This window comes from Bradyrhizobium sp. USDA 4354 (assembly GCF_054060315.1).
In genome coordinates, this window is record NZ_JBSSDC010000001.1 from 3,411,791 (window position 1) to 3,430,924 (window position 19,134).

The window sequence follows — 19,134 nt, forward strand, 5'->3', positions numbered from 1 at the left end:
CTTTGACTGGGTGTCGAGCTATCGGTAAATTTTGGTGACGGGCCTGGCCGGTCAGGCGGCGGCGGTTATGGGCTGACGGTCAGTCGATTTGGCGATGACCTCGATCCCTCGTTGAATGTCACACTGAGGAACGAGTTTTGGCAACTGGTTGTGGCCATCGAGACGACGCCAGCTTTTCTGCGCGGCCTCAAGCAGTTTGAAGACCATCACGGGCGCCGTTTGGGCGTGTAGCTCTCGATGAAGGCGTCGAACGCCAGCTCGGCGGCGGCCGTGGTTTCGAATCTCCTGCAACGCGCGTTTGGCCTTCGGCTGCTGGCTCTTTGGCAACTTGGCGAGTACGTTCGCGGTCTTGTGCACCCAGCAGCGCTGCTCCCGCATTTTCGGCCAGACCTCACCAGCGCCCTTCCTGACAGATCGCGCCGGTCCTGCGCGCTCTCGCGGGCGCCATCGGTGAAACCGACCAGTTCCTTGCGGCCTTCCGGCGTCGCGCCGATCAGCACCAGGATGCACTGCTTTTCGTCTTCGAGGCATGCTTGGAGATGGATGCCATCACCTGAGCCATGCGGGAAAGTGGGTGATGACGGCTGAGATAGGCGGCGTATCGAGGCGGGTGTCGAGCCTGCCAGAACCTCTCAAGGAGAGCGATACGCCAGACGAGACTAGCAACATTGTCCCGCTTCGTCAGCCCGACGAGATCGATGATCCACTGACCAATGTGCTGCGCGCCGGTGCGCGGCAGCTTCTGGCACAGGCTGTCGAGGCGGAAGTCGAGACCTTTCTTGCCACGGTGAAGGATTTGAAGCTTCCCGACGGACGCGCCCAGTGTCGTGCGGCATGGGTACGGCCCGGCGCGAACGATCCAGACCGGAGTCGGCCCGGTCGAGGTGGCGCGGGCGAAGACTCGCGACCGCGGGGCGTCCAGCAATGGCGAGCGGATCCGGTTCAGTTCGGCGATCCTGCCGCTGTGGGCACCGCGGACCAGAAGTCTGGATGCGCTGTTGCCGGCGCTCTACTTGCGCGGCATTTCGACCGGCGATTTCCAGGAGGCGCTGACCAGCCTTGCTGGGGCCGATGGCGTCTTCCTGCAGGCCCGCATGGAAGACCACGGCGAGTGCATGCTGGTGCTGATCGGCGCGACGCCGGAGGGCAAGAAGGAGCTGATCGGTTTCCAGGTCGGCGTGCGGGAGAGCGCGCAGAGCTGGCGTGAGCTGCTGATCGACGTCAAACAGAGCGGATTGCAGATCGCGCCCGAAATTGCCATTGGCGACGGCGCGCTCGGCTTCTGGAAGGCGCTCGACGAGGTCTTTCCCGGCACACGGCAACAGTGATGCTGGGTGCACAAGACCGTGAATGTCCTGGACAAGGTCCCGCTCGCGGAGCAAGCCACCATGAAGAAGGATCTGCGCGAGGTCTATTGGGCGCCGAACCGGGCGTCCGCCGAAGCGGCGATCGACGTCTTTGCCGAGAAATGCCGCGCCAAATACGGGCGCGCGGTCGAATGTCTGAAGGATCGCGACGCGCTGCTAGCCTTCTACGACTTTCCTGCCGAGCATTGGGATCACCTGCGTACCAGCAATCCCATCGAGAGCGTGTTCGCCACCGTGCGGCGCCGGACGGTGCGCACCAAAGGGTTCGTTGTCGCCGAGAACCGCCAAGCTGATGGTGTTCAAGCTCGTCATCGCCGCATCGAAGACCTGGCCGGCGGCTCAAAGGCACAAATCAGTTGCCGAAGGTCATCGCGGGTGTCAGATTCAACGACAGCATCGAGGTCATCCAAGTGCCGGCCAACCACGCCGCCTGATCACCTCGTCACCCAAAATCCCGCATAGCTCCCATCACCCCAGATGTAGACGTAGCGCTTCGCCGACAGATCGCGCCTCTGCCACGCGGTGTGTTCGTCAAGCCAACCGTCGTTCAGCGGCCGATGGCGGATGCCGACAACCCGGCAGCATCCTTGCCGAGCAGCGCCGCCAGAGCCTCGGAGAAGTCGCCGGTGGAGATCACCCTCAGGTAAAGGATCGGCAGCAGCGTCTCGATCGACTTCGACCGGCGCATGAAGGGCGGCAGGATCGACGGCGAGAACCGGATGCGGGCCGGGTCGGTAGCGTCCGGCTCGCGATCGCGTACACGCGGCTGGCGGACAGCGACCGGACCGATACCGGTCATCACCTCGCGTTCCGGCAGTTGATCGGGGCGCACGACACGCTGGTGGCCGTCCGCGGTCTTCAAATCGGCATGTTCGCCGAGAAGGTCCGCGACCTCGGTCTCGACCGCCTCGGCCAACAGAGCACGCGCCCCATTGCGCAAGATTTCGGTGAGTTGATCCTCGACGTTTCCTGGCTGAATCAGCTTGATGATGTTATCTTTGGACACGGCATATCGCTCCTTCGGCGGAGAAGTGGAGGCGTCAAGCACCCCCACGATATGCCGCCTTCCCGATTCCCGCTGTCACCAACTTTCAGCAATAGCTCCTGGGTGCCATTGGTGCGGCGGTTGCTGCTCACAGCAACAACACACAGACGAGCGATGCTCTCCTTGTCTTAAACGATCGTGTCCCTGCGTGGTGCAAATGGCGGTGGGATACGGGTGAGAGTTGGACAGGTCACCTGGCGATCACCGGGAAAGCTGACGGGTGGGATCATCGCTCGACGACGTTATGATCTCCAGGGGCATGTAGCGGGCGCGCTGGACGGGCCCTACATTGTTCTGCTCAAGAGGATCGCGCCGATTAGGCAAAGACGACTCTTGCGGCAGGCGAAGTCCTGGAATGAGAATGGAATGTAACCTGCAACCTTTCAACGCGATCCAGACGATTCGAGCCCTCCCGGTAGAAGTGCAGCCCGTCAGTGGGAAGCGTCTTGCAAGGATGGCGGCGACGCCGTTCTTGAACGCGGACAGCGGATGCTGAAGCCCTGTGTCAGCCGCGAGATCATGTACCCGCTGAGGCCTTCTGTTCGGGTTGGCCGGAGACGGCGTCGGCAGGACCGTTAGGGGCGAGGTCCTCGGCTCGTCCCGGAGTCTTGGAGCAGCCCAAAGGTATGGGACGGATCGAAACCTGTGAGATCACATGCCGGAAAGGGAGCGCCGGGCTGACCAAGGCTCCAGGCCTGATGAGCCGCTCTGCGCCGATCAGGAGCGCCTCGGGAACACGAACAGAGGAGGAGAGGTAAGCGCTCAGCCGGGGCCCTGTTGAGACTGGCTTGACGCCTTGCGGAATCGCAAGGCATGAGGTCTTCGATTCTGCTATGGGGATGGCCGTCGATGATCGCCTCGAGTGTTTCGGCGATGTAGCTGGCCGGATTGACGTCGTTGAGTTTGCAGGTGGCGACGATCGATGCCAGCAAGGCCCAGTTTTCCCCCCATTTCATGTCCGGCGAAGAGAGCGTTTTTCCTGGTCAAGCAGATTGGCCGGATGGCGATCTCGACCGGGTTGGTGTCGAGCTCGAGACGTCCGTCTTCGAGGAAGCGCGTCAGCCCCTCCCAATGATTGAGCGCATAGCGGATATCCTCGGCGAGCGTCGATCCGCTGGAGATCATCGACAACTGTTTCTCGAACCACGACTTCAACGCGGCTACCATGGGCAGCGATTGCTCCTTGCGCGCGGCCAGCCGGATGTCCGGCGATGAGCCGCGCACCATGTCTTCGGTGGCGTAAAGCTGCGCGATGTGCCGAACAGCGGCCTCGGCGATCGGTGACTTGCTGTTGCGCACCAATTTGACGAAGCACCGGCGCAAATGGCTCCAACAATGCACGAGCGTCCAAGGCCCTTGTGGTCGAACGACTTCGTTCAACCGGTCATAGCCGTCATAGGCGTCGCATTGCAGGTAGCGTCCGCCAAAGCCGTCCAGGAACTGCTGCGCGAAGGCACCGCTGACACCGGGGTCATACCTGAACAACACGATCGGTGGACTTGGGCCGCTGTGGCCGCGGTCGTCTGAGGCGACCGCCCAGAAGTAGCCTTTCTTCATTTGGCCGCGCCGCGGATCGAGTACCGGCGCCTTGGTCTCATCCATAAACAACCGATCCGCCATGGCCAGGTGGTGGCGCATGTGGTCCGCGATGGGCTAAAGGTGGAAGCAGGCGCGGCCAGACCAGTTGCCCAGCGTCGCCCGATCAAGCCGGATCCCCTGGCGCGCATAGATCTCGGCCTGACGGTAAAATGGCGTATGGTCGCCAAATTTGGAGACGATCACGTGCGCGATGGCCGCTTCGGTCGGCAGTCCGCCGGGCACGACGTGCTCCGGTGCGTGCGCCTGCACGACGGGCCCCGAACAGCGACGACAGATGTATTTCGGCCGGCGCGTGACCAGCACGCGCCATTGCGCCGGGATCACGTCGAGGCGCTTGCTGACGTCCTCGCCGATCTTCGTCATGGCGCCGCAACCGCACGGACAGAGCGTGCTTGCAGGCTCGATGATCCGTTCCAAGCGCGGCAAATGGGCAGGCAAGCAGCCGCGATTGCGATAAGAACCTTGATCCGGCACGCTGCGCGATCGGCCCTTGCTCACAGCCTCGGCTCTCTCCTGCGCCGCGTCCAGGATGCCTTGCGCGATCTCCACGTGTTCCAACGGTAAGTGATACTGATCTGGCCGCAGCTTCTCGGACTTCGCGCCGAACCTGTCGCGCCGCAATTCGCCGAGGATGACCTCCAGCCGACGCCGCGCTTCCTCCGACGCCGAAAGCGCCCCCTGATGCTCGCTCAAGGCCGCCTGCGTTTGCGCCAAAAGCGCTTTCAGTTGTTCATTTTCGTCGCGCAGCGCCGCGATGCTCATGCGCTATTTCGAGCACATCGCCGCTGCGCGTGCCACGTTCAAAATAGCTTCCGAGTCATTCTGCCGCAGTTATCCGGCCGCCTGAGGACGCCGCGCTTCTTCCGGGCGGACCAACCTCCAATCCAGCCCCTCGAACAGGGCCGCGAACATCGCCGGCGATATCCGCATCACGCCGTCTGCGATTGTTGGCCAAACGAACTTGCAACCTTCGAGACGCTTGGGCACCAACACCGGGCCCGTTCGATCCCAGACCAAAATCTTGATCCGGTCCGCTCGTTTCGATCGGAACACGAAGGCTGCGCCGCTGAACGGGCTCGAGACGAAGCAGCTCCTGCACCTTCGCCGCAAGCCCATCGTGGCCACAGCGGAAGTCGATCGGCCGCGTCGCGATGTAAATCTTCAGATCAGCACCGGCCGCGATCATCGTGACGCTCGCACCGCACGGATCACCCGGGACAGCTGCTCACCATCAATGGCCGTATCCGTCCGCAGCACGACAAGATCTCAAGCTTGATCGCCGGAGCAGGAAGCTCCTCCAAAGCACGTTCCACGACCAGCGGAGCGAATGTCGGCGGGGATGCCTCGCACGGCGGCAACATGCCTCGCTGGCGAAACCGCCGTCGCCAATCGTAGATCTGCCAGCGCGTCGCTCCGTGCTTGCGCGCGACCTCGGACACCTGGGCACCGGGCAACAGACTCTCGGCGACAATCCGAGCTCACTCAGCTTCCGAACGCACGCGGCGCCCCGACGGTCCTTCAAGAACTTCCAGCCGTTTAACCGACCCCGCCGATGGGTCGTCCAAATGGACGTCCTTTTTGCTGTCCAATCCCATCCAAAACCTCCGTCCAAAGCTGGAGGCTTCTTCGCATAGCTATCCAGATCCCGAAGCAAGGGTTACGGCTAAGCGCTTACGAGGAGAGGTGGAGGCGTCAAAAAAGGGACGGGTTTTGCACGGACGGGGAAGTCGTAGCGCCTTCAAATTACCGACTAAGCCGGAGAACCGAGCTTGCCGGGGAGGGGAAGCGCCACGAGTAGAGAACCGTTGACTAGAAATATTGGGAGGAGGCTCTGGACCCCACAAACCGACAACGCATAACCGACTTGGCGAGGACGAAATTGGGAACGGCACTGTGCGGGTTAGCGGATAGGCCTCGAACGTTCAGTCCAGGTCGGCCGTTACCACCTCTCTCAAATGACGCGCCAGTGGCTTCGTTCAATACTCAAAAGCAAAATTGCAAGTTTCTGAGCCGTCAGATCCCGAAAACTTGCAATCTCAAACGCCGCCTGGACCGAACAATTGACTCCCGCCCAAATTCTTCACAGACGATTGGACAGTCTCATGCTGTCTGGCGCTATCCACGTTGAGATTAGAGTCAGGCAAAGGAGCTGGCGGGCCGCCGTTGTTGTCAGGCGGCGGCTCGCGTCAGTTGTGATGCGAATCAGATTGTAGGCGGCGACGGTGAATTTGAATTCCGCTTCGGCCCTGGCAATCCTCTCACCTTGACCTGGTCGAGCTTGGCCTATGCTTGATTCTGCCGAACACCTCCTCGATCCGCTTGGGCCAGATCGACTGCCGGGTGCGGACCACGCCATGCTTGCTGATTTGATGGCGATATGCCGCGTCACTTCGCTCTCACGCAGCTGTTCAACGAATGCGGTCTCGTGATAGGCCTTGTCAGCGCTAGTGTGACGCGGCGGTGCGTTCGCTTTCTCATTCGCTCAATCGCCCGTGGTCAGCCCCACCTCCCGTTCCGCGGTATCGGTTGCGTGCGTCAGCGTCGCATCGGCCGTAAGGCCGTTGCGGTCCTCCATTTGCACGTGCCCCATGAAGCAAAACCGGCTCTCGCGGCCATCCCCCCTGCGATAAAGGTCCTGCCCCGAAGAGCCGATCAAACTCGGTGGCCTGCCGTTCGAGCAGCCCTCGATGGACACCACCCGGCCGTGCCGCTAGCGCGGCGTGAGTGCCCTGTTCAAGGATCATAGTCCTCACCAGAGTTGGTAGTGTGTCGAGCCTCGTTAATTAGGTACATCAATTACTGAGCCGCCATGCAGGCTTGACATATCTTAGCACGAGGACAAGGTGCAGCAATGGCAAGCGCAATTAATCCGTCGCTCGTATCAAATGTCCTTCAAGTACATGACGAGCGCCGCAACCAAAAAAATACCAGTCAGCTCGTAAAATGTCTCGATCGTGCGGGCCTGGGCAAGTCACAAGGTGTGCAGCGCGTAGCCCTGAGTTCGCGCCCGCCGTTCGACATCAATACGCGTGAGGAACTGCACGTTAGCACGTTCGACCTCCCAGGCGCGCCTGATCAACGGTCGTCTTCGTCACGCGCATGCTGGATGAGTAGGCCGAGGTGCGGAAAATCGGCACCGCCGGGCACTGGTTGTGGTGATCAGAAGTCTCAGCGAGCTGTCTCATGGAAAGGTTGCGCCTGTTGGTAGAGTTGTCTTCCGTCCTCGTGAACCCCTGGATTCCAGTGATACCTCCTCTAAAATTGACAAGCACCCAACTTCAAGAGCGCGTTGTAAATGTGATGCGCAAAATAGAGGCCCTGGAATCCGCATATGAGACGATCACAGTCGGCCAGCTGGTTTCAATTCAGGCGAGAACACACGGGGCAACGACCGCAATCGACGTCTTCGATCGCGGCGAGCGGGCGACTTACTCCGAGGTGGACAGATTGTCCAACAAATATGCGCAGGCATTGCGTGCATTCGGCGTACGCAAGGGCGATCACATTGGAGTAATGCTGCCAAATCGCATCGAATTCCCGATCCTATGGTTCGCAATTGCGAAGCTTGGCGCGGTGATCATCCCGATCAACATGCGCTACACGCCGAGGGAGATCGAGTACGTTCTCACTGATGCACAGGCCAAGTTTGCCGTCGTCGACGAATCCGCATGGTTAGTGTTTTCGGCGATGGAGCCTTGGCCGCAAGACCTCCCCAGGGAGCAAGCAATTGTCGTTGGAGAGCCTTCGGAAGGGAAAGTTATTACCCTTGATGAATTGTCTAAGGGGTTTGACGGCTCTCCGCTGGACGAGGATATCTGCCCCGACGACCTGTTGAACATTCAGTATACCTCCGGGACAACGGGCTTTCCAAAGGGCTGCATGTTGACGCACGACTACTGGGGCGTGTTTTCGTACCAGGCCGCCAACTGGGACGGGCGGCCCTACAAGAGGTATCTTTCTGCGCAACCTTTCTTCTATGTCGATGGGCCATGGCATCTTCTGCAATCATATCGACAGGGTGGCACGCACTACCTAGCTCCGCAACTCAGCTCGACTCGCTTCATTGGTTGGCTCAAGCAGCACCGAATCGAGTGGTGCCAGTTTCCCGAGCTGATAGCGCGCCAGGCCGAGGCCGCCGACGAAGATGGGGCGACCTGCCTGAAGCAGATCTTGAATTGGGGCTGGGGGGCTGACACTGTACGTCAATTCCGGAAGCGGTTTCGAGTTTGCACCCAGGAAGCGTACGGGATGACGGAAATCGGCTTCGGCACACGAATGGCGAACGAGTTCGATGAGCTGGCCGACTCGGGTTCGGTCGGGATTCGCGCACCGTTTCGAGCGCTGCGGCTGATGAGCGAGGATGGCAGCCCCACGCCGGTTGGCGAGGTGGGCGAGCTGTGGGTCAGCGGGCGCGGAGTTTTCAAGGGCTATTGGAGGAAGCCGGACGCAAATGCCGCCTTATTTGAAGGCGGATGGTTCAAGACCGGTGATCTGATGCGTCGCGATCAATTCGGTTTTCATTGGCTGGTGGGACGCACGAAGGACATGATCCGCCGCTCCAGTGAGAACATCGCCGCACGCGAGGTCGAGTCAGTCATTCGCGAGATTCCTGATGTTGCTGATGTGGCCGCCGTGCCCGTTCGCGATGTAAAGCGAGGCGAGGAGGTCAAGATTTGTGTCGAACTGCGGGAAGGCATCACGCCGGACAATCTGGCGGTCGAACGCATTCTCGAGCATGCTCGTGCGCACCTTGCCGTATTTAAGGTGCCGCGATACATCAGCTTCACTTCGGCGCTTCCTAGAACCGCCTCCAGCAACAAGGTGCTCAAACGCGACCTGATGGCCGTGAGCGATCCGACTGCTGGCGCCTATGACACTGAGGAGAAACGCTGGCGCTAACTTTCACCCCGCGCACATAGTTGCGATTCAATACATACGCGACGCAAAGGGCCACGACGACTACTCGACTGAAGTGGACTCCGAAATTCGAATCGGTTGACTAAATGGAGTTTGGGCCGTTCGGTGGCACCGATGGAGCGGAGAATGACGCAGAGAACGAGGGGGAAGTTGACGCGGCGCTGAAGACGAAGAGCGCACTGGAAGCGCCGCGGGAGCAAGCGGCGGTGGCCGATCTGGCGCAGGCTATCAGGTGCACCCGAACCAGATTTGCGCCTGGAGTTGGCTTGCGGCGGCTGACCGCGATGCTGCGCGCCGAGGGCCATGCCGCCAAATCGCAAGCGCGTGCAGCGGCTGATGCGCAAGATGGGGGGCGAGGCGCTCGGGTCGAAGCCCCGCACGAGCAAGCCCGCGCCGGGCACAAGATCTTCCCCTATCTGCTGCGGGGCCTCGCGATCGAGCGCCCCCACCCAGGTCTGGTGCGCCGACATTACCTACATTCCGATTCGCCTACGGCTTCCTTAATCTCGTGGCGATCATGGACTGGGCGAGCCGGTTGGTGCTGGCGCGGCTATCGAACACGATGGCCGTGTCCTTCTGCGTGGATGCGCTGCAGGAAGCCTTTGCCCGTTTTGGGCGACTGGAGATCTTCAAGACCGACCAGCGCAGCCAGTTCACGGACTTGGGTGGCGCGAGTTTCTAAAGGATTAGCCTGGCGGTAATGTGGTTCGCTTGGAGTGAGATGAAATGCGGAACGTCTGCAATCAGGGTCGCTCAGCGCGTGGATTCTTGTGGTCCGGCCACCGCGCGAGCGGCCGATCACCTGTGCTTCCCTTTTCCGCCGATGGCCAAGCGATGCGCTTTGATCAACCTGCAATCGATGGGCAAAGTCACGCCCTCCTTGTCCGCAGCGGGCGAGCGCTTCAAAGATTGCCGGCCAATGTTCGCGCTTGGCCCAACGATTAAAACGATTATAGATCGGCGTGTAAGGACCGTGGGGTGGGCGGTGGCGCTACAGCGTGGATCGTCACCGCGCCGGGCTGGTCTGGTTCGTCGGCAGAGGCGGCTGTATCTGAGCCCACTGCTTGTCGTTAATCCAGAAGAGTCCTTTGCGCATCGAAGTCCCCCACGCCGAATCAACTCGGCGAGGGAATGAGAGTTCGCTAGTTAAATACAGACCCTAGTACACCACAAATGTGCCGATCGGCACGACTGGAGCCCTATGTACATGATGCCACCGCTGCTGCACCACCTCTCTTAGCTCTAGCTGGCCCCGCTTGACTTAGTAGCTGCCCAAGCGAGTAGTCTGTGGTTTACTAATGCGTTGATCGAGCTGCGAATAAAACTTGTACAGAATAGGCAGTTCGGCCGAGGGTCGCTAAGCGCGTCGAGCGGCACAGCGGAGCGGCCGGCTGCGTTACTGTCGCTAGATCAGAATGGAGATGAAATGCGACAGCGAATGTCTTCCTTGGATGCTTTCCAGTGTCATGCTCGCCAACCTGGGCGCGATACCCATCCTTGCTTCGGGTCAACTAACGGGTGGAAGGAAGCCCGTCATGGTGTTCGATGGTTTTGCACAAATCTCGCTTGCCCGTTACAAGCCGTTTGCTGATGAAATGCTGGTGAAAACGATCGTCCACAACGACATCAACGCTCTCGAAGACTTGTGCCGCGCAAATCCAGTGGTCGCCTATGTATGCGACGGCGTTTGCTCTCTAGGAGGTTATTCGCCCATCAAGGAATCGTCAGCTCCAGGAACGGTACGGGCCATTTCTCTATATCGACGATACTCATGACATATCGATATTCGGACGCCAAGGCGAAGGATGCTCGCTCTCAGTTTCCGAGGGGCTCGCTGAGCAAACGATTATAGCAGCCTCGCTGGCAATGGGATTCGGAGCATCGGGCGGAATGTTGATGCTCGGAACCGCCGATCATGAGGCGCTGTTTCGCCGCTACTCTGTTCCCGATGCATATTCGATGACGCCAAATCTACCGGCGGTTGGTGCGGCGCTTGGGTGGTGCGAAATTCACCGCTCCGCAGAACTCGGCCGGCGACAAGAGCAACCGGCGCGTCGCATTGATCTCTTTGATCGTCGTCTCGCAACCGCCGGGCAAGGTGATTCACTTCCGATCAGAATGATCGCCTTCCGATCGGAGGCCAAGGCGATTGCAGTCGCCAAAGCGCTTCTCGATGTCGGTTACCATACTCTGGTGACGTTCTTCCCAACAGTCGGGTCGGAAAAGGCGGGAATTCGGGTGTGCATTACAGCGGAGCATGATGCCCGCGACATAGAACGGTGATGCGAATGCATCTTGCAAAAAGTAGCCGAAATAACGGGAAAGCCCTATCCTCTCAGGTGAGGTGAGAATTCTGCGGACGAATATAGGAAACTCCCCGGTAGAACATACTTGCTGTAGATCATGCGGAGCACTAGGGATGGAAGCGTATCATTAAGACGGAGCTCGTCTATATGCGACGGAGATAGGCGCTGGCCCACTCAGCTCATGCTCGCGACGGTTTAGCACTAGACGACCGATTTCATGAAGCCTGCGTTGTGGAGCGGGATGAATTGATGGAACGGACGGGTTGCTGGCGGATGCGACGTTTGCGGTCGGCGAAACGAGGAGCTGTACTATGGTAAGATGGCGGCGAGCGGTCGAATTGTGAGTGAAAGCGCTGTCGACTTTGGCGGCTCTTTCGTGGTCGAGAACTGAACTGGCGAGCCGGTATCGCGAGCCCAGATGCTGCTGGCGTATCGAGAAAATCCCTCGTTCTGCGCGGTGAGCCAAAGACTTGGGGTCCATCATCAGACGGTGCAGCGCTGTGTCGAGCGAGCATTGGCCGATGGCGCGCTGGCCGCCTACGATGATCGTCAACGACCGGGCAAGCAGCCAACGATCACGTCTGAGGCCAAAGCCTGGCTGGTGTCGCTGGCGTGTGACAAGGCCAAAGACAATGGTTGTCGGCCTGAGTTGTGGACGACGCTTTGCTCCAGGGAAGTGTGCAAGATCCTTGGTCAAGAGATCAAGCCGCACAAGGTGAGCTGCTACCTTGAAAATCGCGACGCCGAGTTCGCACAGAAGATAGCGGAAGCGCTGTGCGTCTATCGTGAAGTCCAAGTCCTGGAGAAAGCCTCTGCCAAGGGATCGTTTTGTCATGCCGGCCATGTCCGCTTGATTACGGCGATGTCGGAACTGCGACAGCTCGCAGCCTCAGTCCCAGAGCATCTTCTTGCGATGTGTTCGTTCTCTCGTCAGACAAGCCGCGCATGGGATCCCGCAATGGCACTCCAATTGCTAAGCGAGACTACCACAGTCGAGGCGCTCGCAAGTGGGCTTATCGTCAAGAGTTCGCTTGATTGATCCTCGTCGGAAATCCAAAAGCAGTGAACAATCGCGAGATACAACTCGACGACCCATTGGTGCAACTTGCGTCGGGCCGAATTGTCAGGAGGAAAAAGATGACAATGGTCTCCGAAGTGTTCATCACCTGCGCGGTAACTGGGCTGGGTTGAAGGTGGAGCGCAGCCCGTATGCGTCGGTGACGCCGGAGCAGGACCGCGTACTGTACCTGAGTTCCTGCAGCGAGTGGCAGGGATGTACAACACGTTCGAGATGCGCCCGCCCCTAGTACGCAAACAGGTGGACGGATTCTTGCGAACCGGCTGCAAGAACCAGTGTGGCGCGAGGCGCTGTGGCCGGCGCACGACGACGTGGCTACAGTGCAGGAGGTCGATGACGCAGTCGATACTCGTTAGGATTGCGTCGCCGCATCTTGGGGCCAATCCAGACTTACCGCATGTACCTCCTAAGATGGGCACGCGCGCGGCGCCAATGACAAGCGCCTTCTTCTCTTTCACGAGAACACGCGTGAGGGTGACAAGGGACGGACACGAGCAAATTCTGAAAAGGCCGGCAGCGGACGCGACGAAGCCGTGCACGGTAACGCGAACGAGCACTTGCCGAATCTGGCGTGGCTGCACGCAGAGCTGCCTCGCCTAAAGCGCGCCGGCGCAGGCATCAGGCTACTCGCGAACTCGCCGGCGGAACGCGACGATCGCCAAACCCACCCGAGACTTCGAGGATGTTCTGGGCGTTGGTCTATGTACGGGCTGTAGCCTCTGCGCGAGCATCATCGGCTCTGCAATATCGATGGGCATCAATACGGCCTCCAAGGCGAAGTCGCGGTCGGAAAATACGACCAGATCATGGTCGTCCGCCCGGGCGGGTCGGTCTAGGGGCAGGCCTCAAGGGGCATCGTCCATCCCCTGTCAGGACCCATGCGGCTGGGCGAGCGAGCCGGTCGTTCGTCACAAGGATGCATGCTGTGCTGCATGTCCGCGCCGACGATAGAACGTTGTGGCTGACGAAATCTACTATTTCAACGGCCCCAGACGAAGAGCTGCGCGGCCCTCTGTGGCCCATCGTCGCCTCTCGTCGAAGTGCACTGACTGCTCGAGAGAGACGGGCGCTTTGCCGTCGTCGCCAAACTTTACGACATCTCAGTTGTATTTTCAGATCACCCGGTGCTCGTCGCTCCTGGTGGAATCATGCCCCGCCACCCCTGGTGCTAAAGCCGCTGCAAGGTGGGGCACTTCACGGCAACCGCGTGGATAGAAGTGCTTGGTACTCTTGTTCACCTCAATGCATTTTCGTCGCGGTAGAGGCCTTCGAGGCGATTTTTAAGACCGTCCACAAGCAGTGCCCCCATGAGGCGCTCTTTGGATGCTGATAGCTGACAATACCGCTTCTTTCAAATATCTTACAAGTCCTCACCAGATTAGGTAGTGCCCTGACCCTTGTCATTGATGTTAACTAGCGGTGACACAGCTCATCACAATAGGGAAAGGTGCAACAATGACAAGCATAGTTGATCGTTGTACGTCTCGCGTTTCCCTCAAGTACAGGTCTCAAAACGATATCTCGATCGCAGGGGCCACACCAAGCCACGAGGCGTACGTCGCATCGTCCTGCTCTTGCGCCGTTCGACATTCATGCGACTCAGCTACTCGCTGCCGAGTTCGAGGTCCCCGCGATCGCGGCGCGACTAAACAACTGTGGTGCCTCCGTCTCGCGCATCCTGGTCGAGCAGGCCGAGTTCTGGGAAATCCGCGACGCCGGTTTCCACGATCCTACAAAGTTGAGATAAGGCGGGCCGCAAGGAGCGTCGCAAATGTAGTTGCGCAAAATCGAGCGTTGGGACGTGATCATACTCATGCGACAGGCTAAGCGAAAAGCTCGCCCCTTCAACTTGCGTGGCGCCCCCAACAACGCTCCCGAACAAACCGACGAAGGAATAGCCATGCCACGTTCAGACCTTCGTTTGTTCGGCGTCACAGTCGTGGACTTCGGCCAGTAACGAACCTACCAAGCTCCCGGCCAGCCGTGGGGTCGAAGCGTCGGGAGGGTGGCTCCACGGTGTACGGGTTCTCGACCTCTGCAAAGTAATCGCGAGCTGGCATTCGACCGGCTATCTCGCCCGATTCGGAGCTGAGGTGATTTTGGCATGACCAATATGTGCGGTAAGCACTCCATTCCGGATATGGGCTCATCCGTCGGCCGACAAGTCCTTCTGGTGACGTCCATCGATATTGTCGTCTGGAATGCACCTGACCGGCAGGTCCAGCGTATGCGAGTCGATTTGGAGGGGCAAAAAGCGCTCAACAAGGATGCGATCTTCTACCGACTCGATCGCTTTGGGGTGTCCGTCGCGGCCCACGCAGCGACTATCTCGGCTACGAGAATCACGTGCAGGCGACGAGTGGCATCATGCTGAGATCCAGCCGTTCCGCGGAAACGCTCGAAAAATACGCGCACGTTCGGACGCTCGAGGTGATGGGCGACTTCGCCGCGGTTCTCGGTATTGCTGCCGTGGTCTACCAGAAGGCGAAAGCCGCTCAGGCAGCGCGGGCCCGGACTTCACTGTCGGCACTGTCTGGACTCCAGCATCTGCCGTTTCGTTACGACTATGCTGAATGTCCACCGTTCGATGAGCCGTCAGGTCTCTGTGTCAAGGGACATGATGCACTGACCCATTTGTATGAAACGGCTTCCGATCGCAGTCTCCTACTCAGCGCCTTAAAGCACGATGTTCCTCGCCTTCCGGATGTCGAACCTCTTGAAGGAATCGCTTATGTGCCTCTGAAAACCGAGCCTCCTTCCAAGGCTATCCGGAAGGTCTCGGCCGAGAAATCGTCATCGAGATCCAATGCAGCCGAGATCGGCGCTTCAATCTGCGACAGCACCGCTGCCATACGATCAGCAAATTCAAGTCCTGCTGATGATACTCTGGGGATCGATCGGGGCAGTTATTCCTTCTCGATATTTGGTGCGCATCCCAGCGGGCTTGCAGTCACGCAGGTCGACCTTTACGCGATCATTATTCGGGGCGCTGCTGCGCCCGCTTGGAGTCTGATCAATGCATAGACTGGAACGGCTTCTGCGTCCGAAGTCAATCGCCGTGTTTGGAGGCCGACAGGCGGCAGCTGTCGTCGCGCAATCGATCAAGATGGGCTTTGCCGGCGAGATCTGGCCGGTACATCCCACTAAGGACGAGGTTTCAGGCCGCAAGGCCTATCGGTCCGTGGCCGACTTGCCCGATGCGCCTGACGCCGCTTGGGTTGGCGTCAACCGCCACCTCACTATAGAGGTGGTCAAGGCTTTGTCCGAACGCGGCGCCGGCGCCGCTGTCTGCTATGCTTCCGGTTTCCTCGAAACGGAAGGCTACGACGATAGTGGCGAACGGCTACAGGGCGAACTTGTCGCGGCGGCCGGCGAGATGCCGATCATTGGTCCGAACTCCTACGGTCTGATCAACTTCGCCGATGGCGCGCTTTTGTGGCCGGACCAACATGGTGGCACTAGGCTTCCCCAGAGCGGCCGCGGGGTCGCCATCATCACGCAGTCGTCCAGCATCGCCATCAACATCACTATGCAGAAGCGCGGCCTGCCAATCGCCTTCGTAATGACCGCGGGCAATCAGGCGCAGACAGGCCTTTCCGAAATGGCGATTGGCTTGATCGAGAATGAGCGGGTCACTGCGCTCGGCCTGCACATCGAGGCGTTCGATTCCGTAGCCAGCTTCGAAAGCCTGGCTGCACGGGCGAGGGAGCTGAAAAAGCCGATCATCGCGATGAAGGTCGGCCGTTCCGAGCAGGCGCGGGAGGCGACTGTATCGCATACCGCTTCGCTTGCTGGCTCGGACGCCGCATCCGCCACCTTCCTCAAGAGGCTCGGCGTCGCTCGAGTCGAATCGATTCCTACATTCGTCGAGACGCTGAAGCTCTTACACGTGACCGGTCCGCTACTGGGTTACCGCCTCTCGTCGATGAGCTGCTCGGGCGGCGAAGCTTCAGTGATGGCCGACAGCGCGGACGGGCACTTGGTGCATTTCCCCCGCCTCACTGACCAGCAGCGCGCCCATGTCAAATCGACGCTCGGCCCATTGGTGGCGGTGGCCAACCCGCTCGACTACCATACGTTCATCTGGAACAACGTGCCAGCGATGACTGAAACGTTCACCGCGATGGTGTCGGTTGGCTTCGATCTCAATCTGCTCGTGCTCGACTTCCCGCGTCCCGACCGCTGCACTGATAGCGGTCGATCGCTGCCGCGGCAAGCCTTCCAAGCGGCGCTGAAGGCCACCAATGCGAAAGGCGCGATCGTCTCCTCGTTACCAGAGAATATGCCTGAAGAGTACGCCGCCGACCTCATAACGAAGGGCATCACTCCTCTATTCGGTATTGCGGAAGCTATGGAGGCCGCCGATGCGGCGGCGTTCATCGGCTCGGCATGGCGCGCGCCGCAAGCGCCCCCAATTGCCACGGTGGCGGCTGGTGCGTTCCGCGGCGAACGTGTGACGCCTGACGAAGCCGAAGCCAAGAGGAGACTGATCAAAGCCGGCCTGCCAGTACCAAAGGGCGAGCGCGCCGGCAATGCGATCGAGGCGGTGATCTCGTCCACGGCGCTCGGCTTCCCAGTGGCGCTGAAGGCGTTGGGTGTGGCCCACAAATCGGAAGTCGGTGCGGTGCGGCTGAGCCTCGGTGACGCCGATTCCGTCAGCGCCGCCGCGAATGATTTGCTCGGGCTCGGGGCCGGCCTCTACGTCGAACGCATGGTGCGTGATGGCGTCGCCGAACTGATCGTCGGCTTCACGCGCGATCCCATGTTCGGCGCGGTCATGACGCTGGGCACTGGTGGCGTGCTGGTTGAGCTGTTGCGCGATAGCGTGACCCTGCTGTTGCCGGCAACGCGTGACGATATCGAGACGGCACTGCGCAGGCTGAAGCTCTATCCGCCTGCTGGAAGGGTATCGCGGCCGGCGCAAGGCCGATGTCGCAGCGGCCATCGATGCCATTTCAGGCATCGCCGCGTTTGTGCAGCAGAATGCCGGCGGGATTGAAGAACTCGACATCAACCCGCTGATCGTGTGCAGCGAAGGCAAAGGGGCCTGGATTGCCGACGCGCTGCTGGTACTTGGAGAACAGAAGAATGGCTGACGTCATCACCACCCGTCGCGAAGGCGCTATCCTTGAGGTTACGCTTGATCGACCGAAGGCCAATGCCATCGATATGAAAACGTCGCGGCTGATGGGGGAGACCTTCAAGGCCTTCCGAGACGATCCTGATCTGCGCATCGCCATCGTGAAGACGGCCGGCGACAAGTTCTTCTGCGCCGGCTGGGATCTCAAAGCGGCCGCCAGCAGAGACGCCCCCCACAGCGACTATGGAGTGGGTGGCTTCGGCGGGCTACAGGAACTGCGCGACCTCAACAAGCCGGTGATCGCCTGCGTCAACGGTATGGCCGTCGGCCGTGGCGTCGAGTTGGCGCTCTCCTGCGACCTGATCTACGCCTCCGCTCATTCCTCGTTCGCGCTGCCAGAGATCCGCGCCGGAACACTGGCCGACGCGGCAACGATCAAGCTGCCGAAGCGCATTCCCTATTACGTTGCAATGGATCTTCTGCTCACCGGGCGGTGGATGGATGTGTCGGAAGCGCATCGCTGGGGTCTGGTTAACGAAGTGATGCCCAAGGAGAAGCTCGAAGAACGAGTCTGGGAGATTGCGCGCCTGCTCGCCAGTGGCCCACCTCTAGTCTTTGCCGCCATCAAGGAGACGGCGCGCGTGGCCGAGAGGCTGACCTTCCAGGACGTTGGTCTCGCCAGTCGATGCAAGGAACGATTCAGCCGCAGATCTTCAAAGTAGTTCGCTTAGACAGGCTTAGGAGTTGCGCCAGAAAAGTTGGCGATGAACCCAGCTAATCCAGTTATGTCCGCCGTGAAGAAGGTGAGCGCTGATTTAAGCAATCTTTTGAGCTTTCGGTACGATGTTGCTGCGGTTCAACGAAAAGTAGCAATTGTAGGTTAAGTTGCTGACCGAGCAGCTGCAGGATCTGCTCCCCCTCGTCAGAGTTTGGCGCTGCGGGCGACACGACGGGCAGAGCGATTGGTAGGGTCGATTGGCTGATCCGGTAGCGACCACCGCGAAACCCCGGTAGATCGCCCGGCGAATGTGCTCGCGATTGAACATGTGCGTCACCGTCAGCACGAAGTCTGGATTGATCCGGGTGCCACGTCGAGGCGGCGGACCGCACCAACCGCGCGCTGACTTGCCGACGAAATCATATCAGCCGGGAGCAGCGCGTTGACGTGCGCCTGCTCGACCGTGATGCCGACAAGCTCGACCTAATCCAGATAGGGCTTGCCGGGCTTGAAGTAGTCAGTGTTGCGCACCGCGAGCGAGCGAGCGCACGCCCGGCTGGAACTCCTGGCACCTGTACTGGCCGGTGCCATTCGCCGTTCGGTCGGTGACGCCGTCCTTAATGATCGCGCAGGCCAGATGCCGAAGACGATCGGCAGGTCCGGCGTTCGGAGTCTGATACGCGCTCGTGCGGCCCCGATTGCGACGATCCCCTCCATGGGCGCGATGAGAGCACGCATGGCCGAGCCGATCGCCGGATCCTTGTGGCCGCAAAGCGTAAATGACGTCGGCGCAGGTCAGCGGGCCCATCCATGAAAGCGCATGTCACGCTTGATGGCCCACACCGCAGCGCCCTCGGTCGGTGCAATCTCCTCGGCGAGTTCGAGCTACGAGGCAGGCTCTCATCGAGCACGATGAGCCCGTTGTCGGACATCATTGCCGCGCGAAAAGTCAATTTGGCTCCGCGCCTTCGGTGGGTCCAGCATCTCGGTAGCCGAACTCCCGTTGGCCGCCAGCATGATCTTA

At 60.0% G+C, this 19,134-nt stretch carries 7 protein-coding genes and 10 pseudogenes; 10 read left to right on the forward strand and 7 right to left on the reverse strand.

Annotated features, from left to right (window positions below):
• Window positions 1–51: 51 nt before the first annotated feature.
• Window positions 52–551: pseudogene (locus ACVIIV_RS15820) on the reverse strand (transposase); the annotation flags it as partial.
• A 116-nt stretch (window positions 552–667) separates the two neighbouring features.
• Here ACVIIV_RS15820 and ACVIIV_RS15825 point away from each other — a divergent pair.
• Window positions 668–1,801 (forward strand): annotated as a pseudogene (locus tag ACVIIV_RS15825) (IS256 family transposase).
• 30 nt (window positions 1,802–1,831) lie between these two features.
• Here the strand turns inward: ACVIIV_RS15825 and ACVIIV_RS15830 are convergent.
• The 5 genes and pseudogenes from ACVIIV_RS15830 to ACVIIV_RS15850 form a co-directional block, all read right to left on the reverse strand.
• Window positions 1,832–2,373, reverse strand: a pseudogene (locus ACVIIV_RS15830) (transposase); the annotation flags it as partial.
• Between the two features lie 848 nt (window positions 2,374–3,221).
• Window positions 3,222–4,773: pseudogene (gene tnpC / locus ACVIIV_RS15835) on the reverse strand (IS66 family transposase); the annotation flags it as partial.
• A 69-nt stretch (window positions 4,774–4,842) separates the two neighbouring features.
• Window positions 4,843–5,127, reverse strand: a complete 285-nt coding sequence (gene tnpB / locus ACVIIV_RS15840) for an IS66 family insertion sequence element accessory protein TnpB (RefSeq protein WP_456748739.1) — start codon at window positions 5,125–5,127, stop codon at window positions 4,843–4,845.
• Window positions 5,087–5,197: pseudogene (gene tnpB / locus ACVIIV_RS15845) on the reverse strand (IS66 family insertion sequence element accessory protein TnpB); the annotation flags it as partial. The gene tnpB (ACVIIV_RS15840) and the pseudogene tnpB (ACVIIV_RS15845), both read right to left, overlap by 41 nt.
• A gap of 22 nt (window positions 5,198–5,219) precedes the next feature.
• Complete coding sequence (locus ACVIIV_RS15850) at window positions 5,220–5,483, reverse strand: transposase (RefSeq protein WP_456748740.1); 264 nt, start codon at window positions 5,481–5,483, stop codon at window positions 5,220–5,222.
• Window positions 5,484–7,194: 1,711 nt separating this feature from the next.
• Here ACVIIV_RS15850 and ACVIIV_RS15855 point away from each other — a divergent pair.
• The gene (locus ACVIIV_RS15855; protein ID WP_456744991.1) at window positions 7,195–8,910 is read left to right on the forward strand and encodes an AMP-binding protein; all 1,716 of its coding nucleotides are present in this window, start codon (window positions 7,195–7,197) and stop codon (window positions 8,908–8,910) included.
• Between the two features lie 272 nt (window positions 8,911–9,182).
• Window positions 9,183–9,586: pseudogene (locus ACVIIV_RS15860) on the forward strand (DDE-type integrase/transposase/recombinase); the annotation flags it as partial.
• A gap of 48 nt (window positions 9,587–9,634) precedes the next feature.
• Here ACVIIV_RS15860 and ACVIIV_RS15865 read toward each other — a convergent pair.
• A pseudogene (locus tag ACVIIV_RS15865) lies at window positions 9,635–10,024 on the reverse strand (IS5/IS1182 family transposase); the annotation flags it as partial.
• A 370-nt stretch (window positions 10,025–10,394) separates the two neighbouring features.
• Between ACVIIV_RS15865 and ACVIIV_RS15870 the strand changes: the two are divergent.
• From ACVIIV_RS15870 to ACVIIV_RS15900, 7 genes and pseudogenes are all read left to right on the forward strand, one after another.
• Window positions 10,395–10,703: a hypothetical protein gene (locus ACVIIV_RS15870; protein WP_456744992.1), complete on the forward strand. Its 309-nt coding sequence runs from the start codon at window positions 10,395–10,397 to the stop codon at window positions 10,701–10,703.
• A 115-nt stretch (window positions 10,704–10,818) separates the two neighbouring features.
• Window positions 10,819–11,211 (forward strand): hypothetical protein, encoded by a 393-nt coding sequence (locus tag ACVIIV_RS15875; RefSeq protein WP_456744993.1) that lies wholly within the window; start codon window positions 10,819–10,821, stop codon window positions 11,209–11,211.
• A gap of 441 nt (window positions 11,212–11,652) precedes the next feature.
• The gene (locus ACVIIV_RS15880; protein WP_456744994.1) at window positions 11,653–12,273 is read left to right on the forward strand and encodes a hypothetical protein; all 621 of its coding nucleotides are present in this window, start codon (window positions 11,653–11,655) and stop codon (window positions 12,271–12,273) included.
• A gap of 2,060 nt (window positions 12,274–14,333) precedes the next feature.
• Window positions 14,334–14,420, forward strand: a pseudogene (locus ACVIIV_RS15885) (hypothetical protein); the annotation flags it as partial.
• Window positions 14,421–14,679: 259 nt separating this feature from the next.
• The gene (locus tag ACVIIV_RS15890; protein WP_456744995.1) at window positions 14,680–15,336 is read left to right on the forward strand and encodes a hypothetical protein; all 657 of its coding nucleotides are present in this window, start codon (window positions 14,680–14,682) and stop codon (window positions 15,334–15,336) included.
• A pseudogene (locus ACVIIV_RS15895) lies at window positions 15,329–17,408 on the forward strand (acetate--CoA ligase family protein). The gene ACVIIV_RS15890 and the pseudogene ACVIIV_RS15895 overlap by 8 nt, the downstream one beginning before the upstream one ends.
• Window positions 17,401–18,060, forward strand: a pseudogene (locus ACVIIV_RS15900) (enoyl-CoA hydratase-related protein); the annotation flags it as partial. The pseudogenes ACVIIV_RS15895 and ACVIIV_RS15900, both read left to right, overlap by 8 nt.
• Window positions 18,061–19,134: the final 1,074 nt, after the last annotated feature.

Bases quoted from the DNA above. Each gene is read 5' to 3' on its own strand.
- tnpB (WP_456748739.1), bottom strand. From the start codon at position 5,127: ATGGGCTTGCGGCGAAGGTGCAGGAGCTGCTTCGTCTCGAGCCCGTTC.
- ACVIIV_RS15855 (WP_456744991.1), top strand. From the start codon at position 7,195: ATGGAAAGGTTGCGCCTGTTGGTAGAGTTGTCTTCCGTCCTCGTGAAC.
- ACVIIV_RS15870 (WP_456744992.1), top strand. From the start codon at position 10,395: ATGCTCGCCAACCTGGGCGCGATACCCATCCTTGCTTCGGGTCAACTA.
- ACVIIV_RS15875 (WP_456744993.1), top strand. From the start codon at position 10,819: ATGTTGATGCTCGGAACCGCCGATCATGAGGCGCTGTTTCGCCGCTAC.
- ACVIIV_RS15880 (WP_456744994.1), top strand. From the start codon at position 11,653: ATGCTGCTGGCGTATCGAGAAAATCCCTCGTTCTGCGCGGTGAGCCAA.
- ACVIIV_RS15890 (WP_456744995.1), top strand. From the start codon at position 14,680: ATGCTGAGATCCAGCCGTTCCGCGGAAACGCTCGAAAAATACGCGCAC.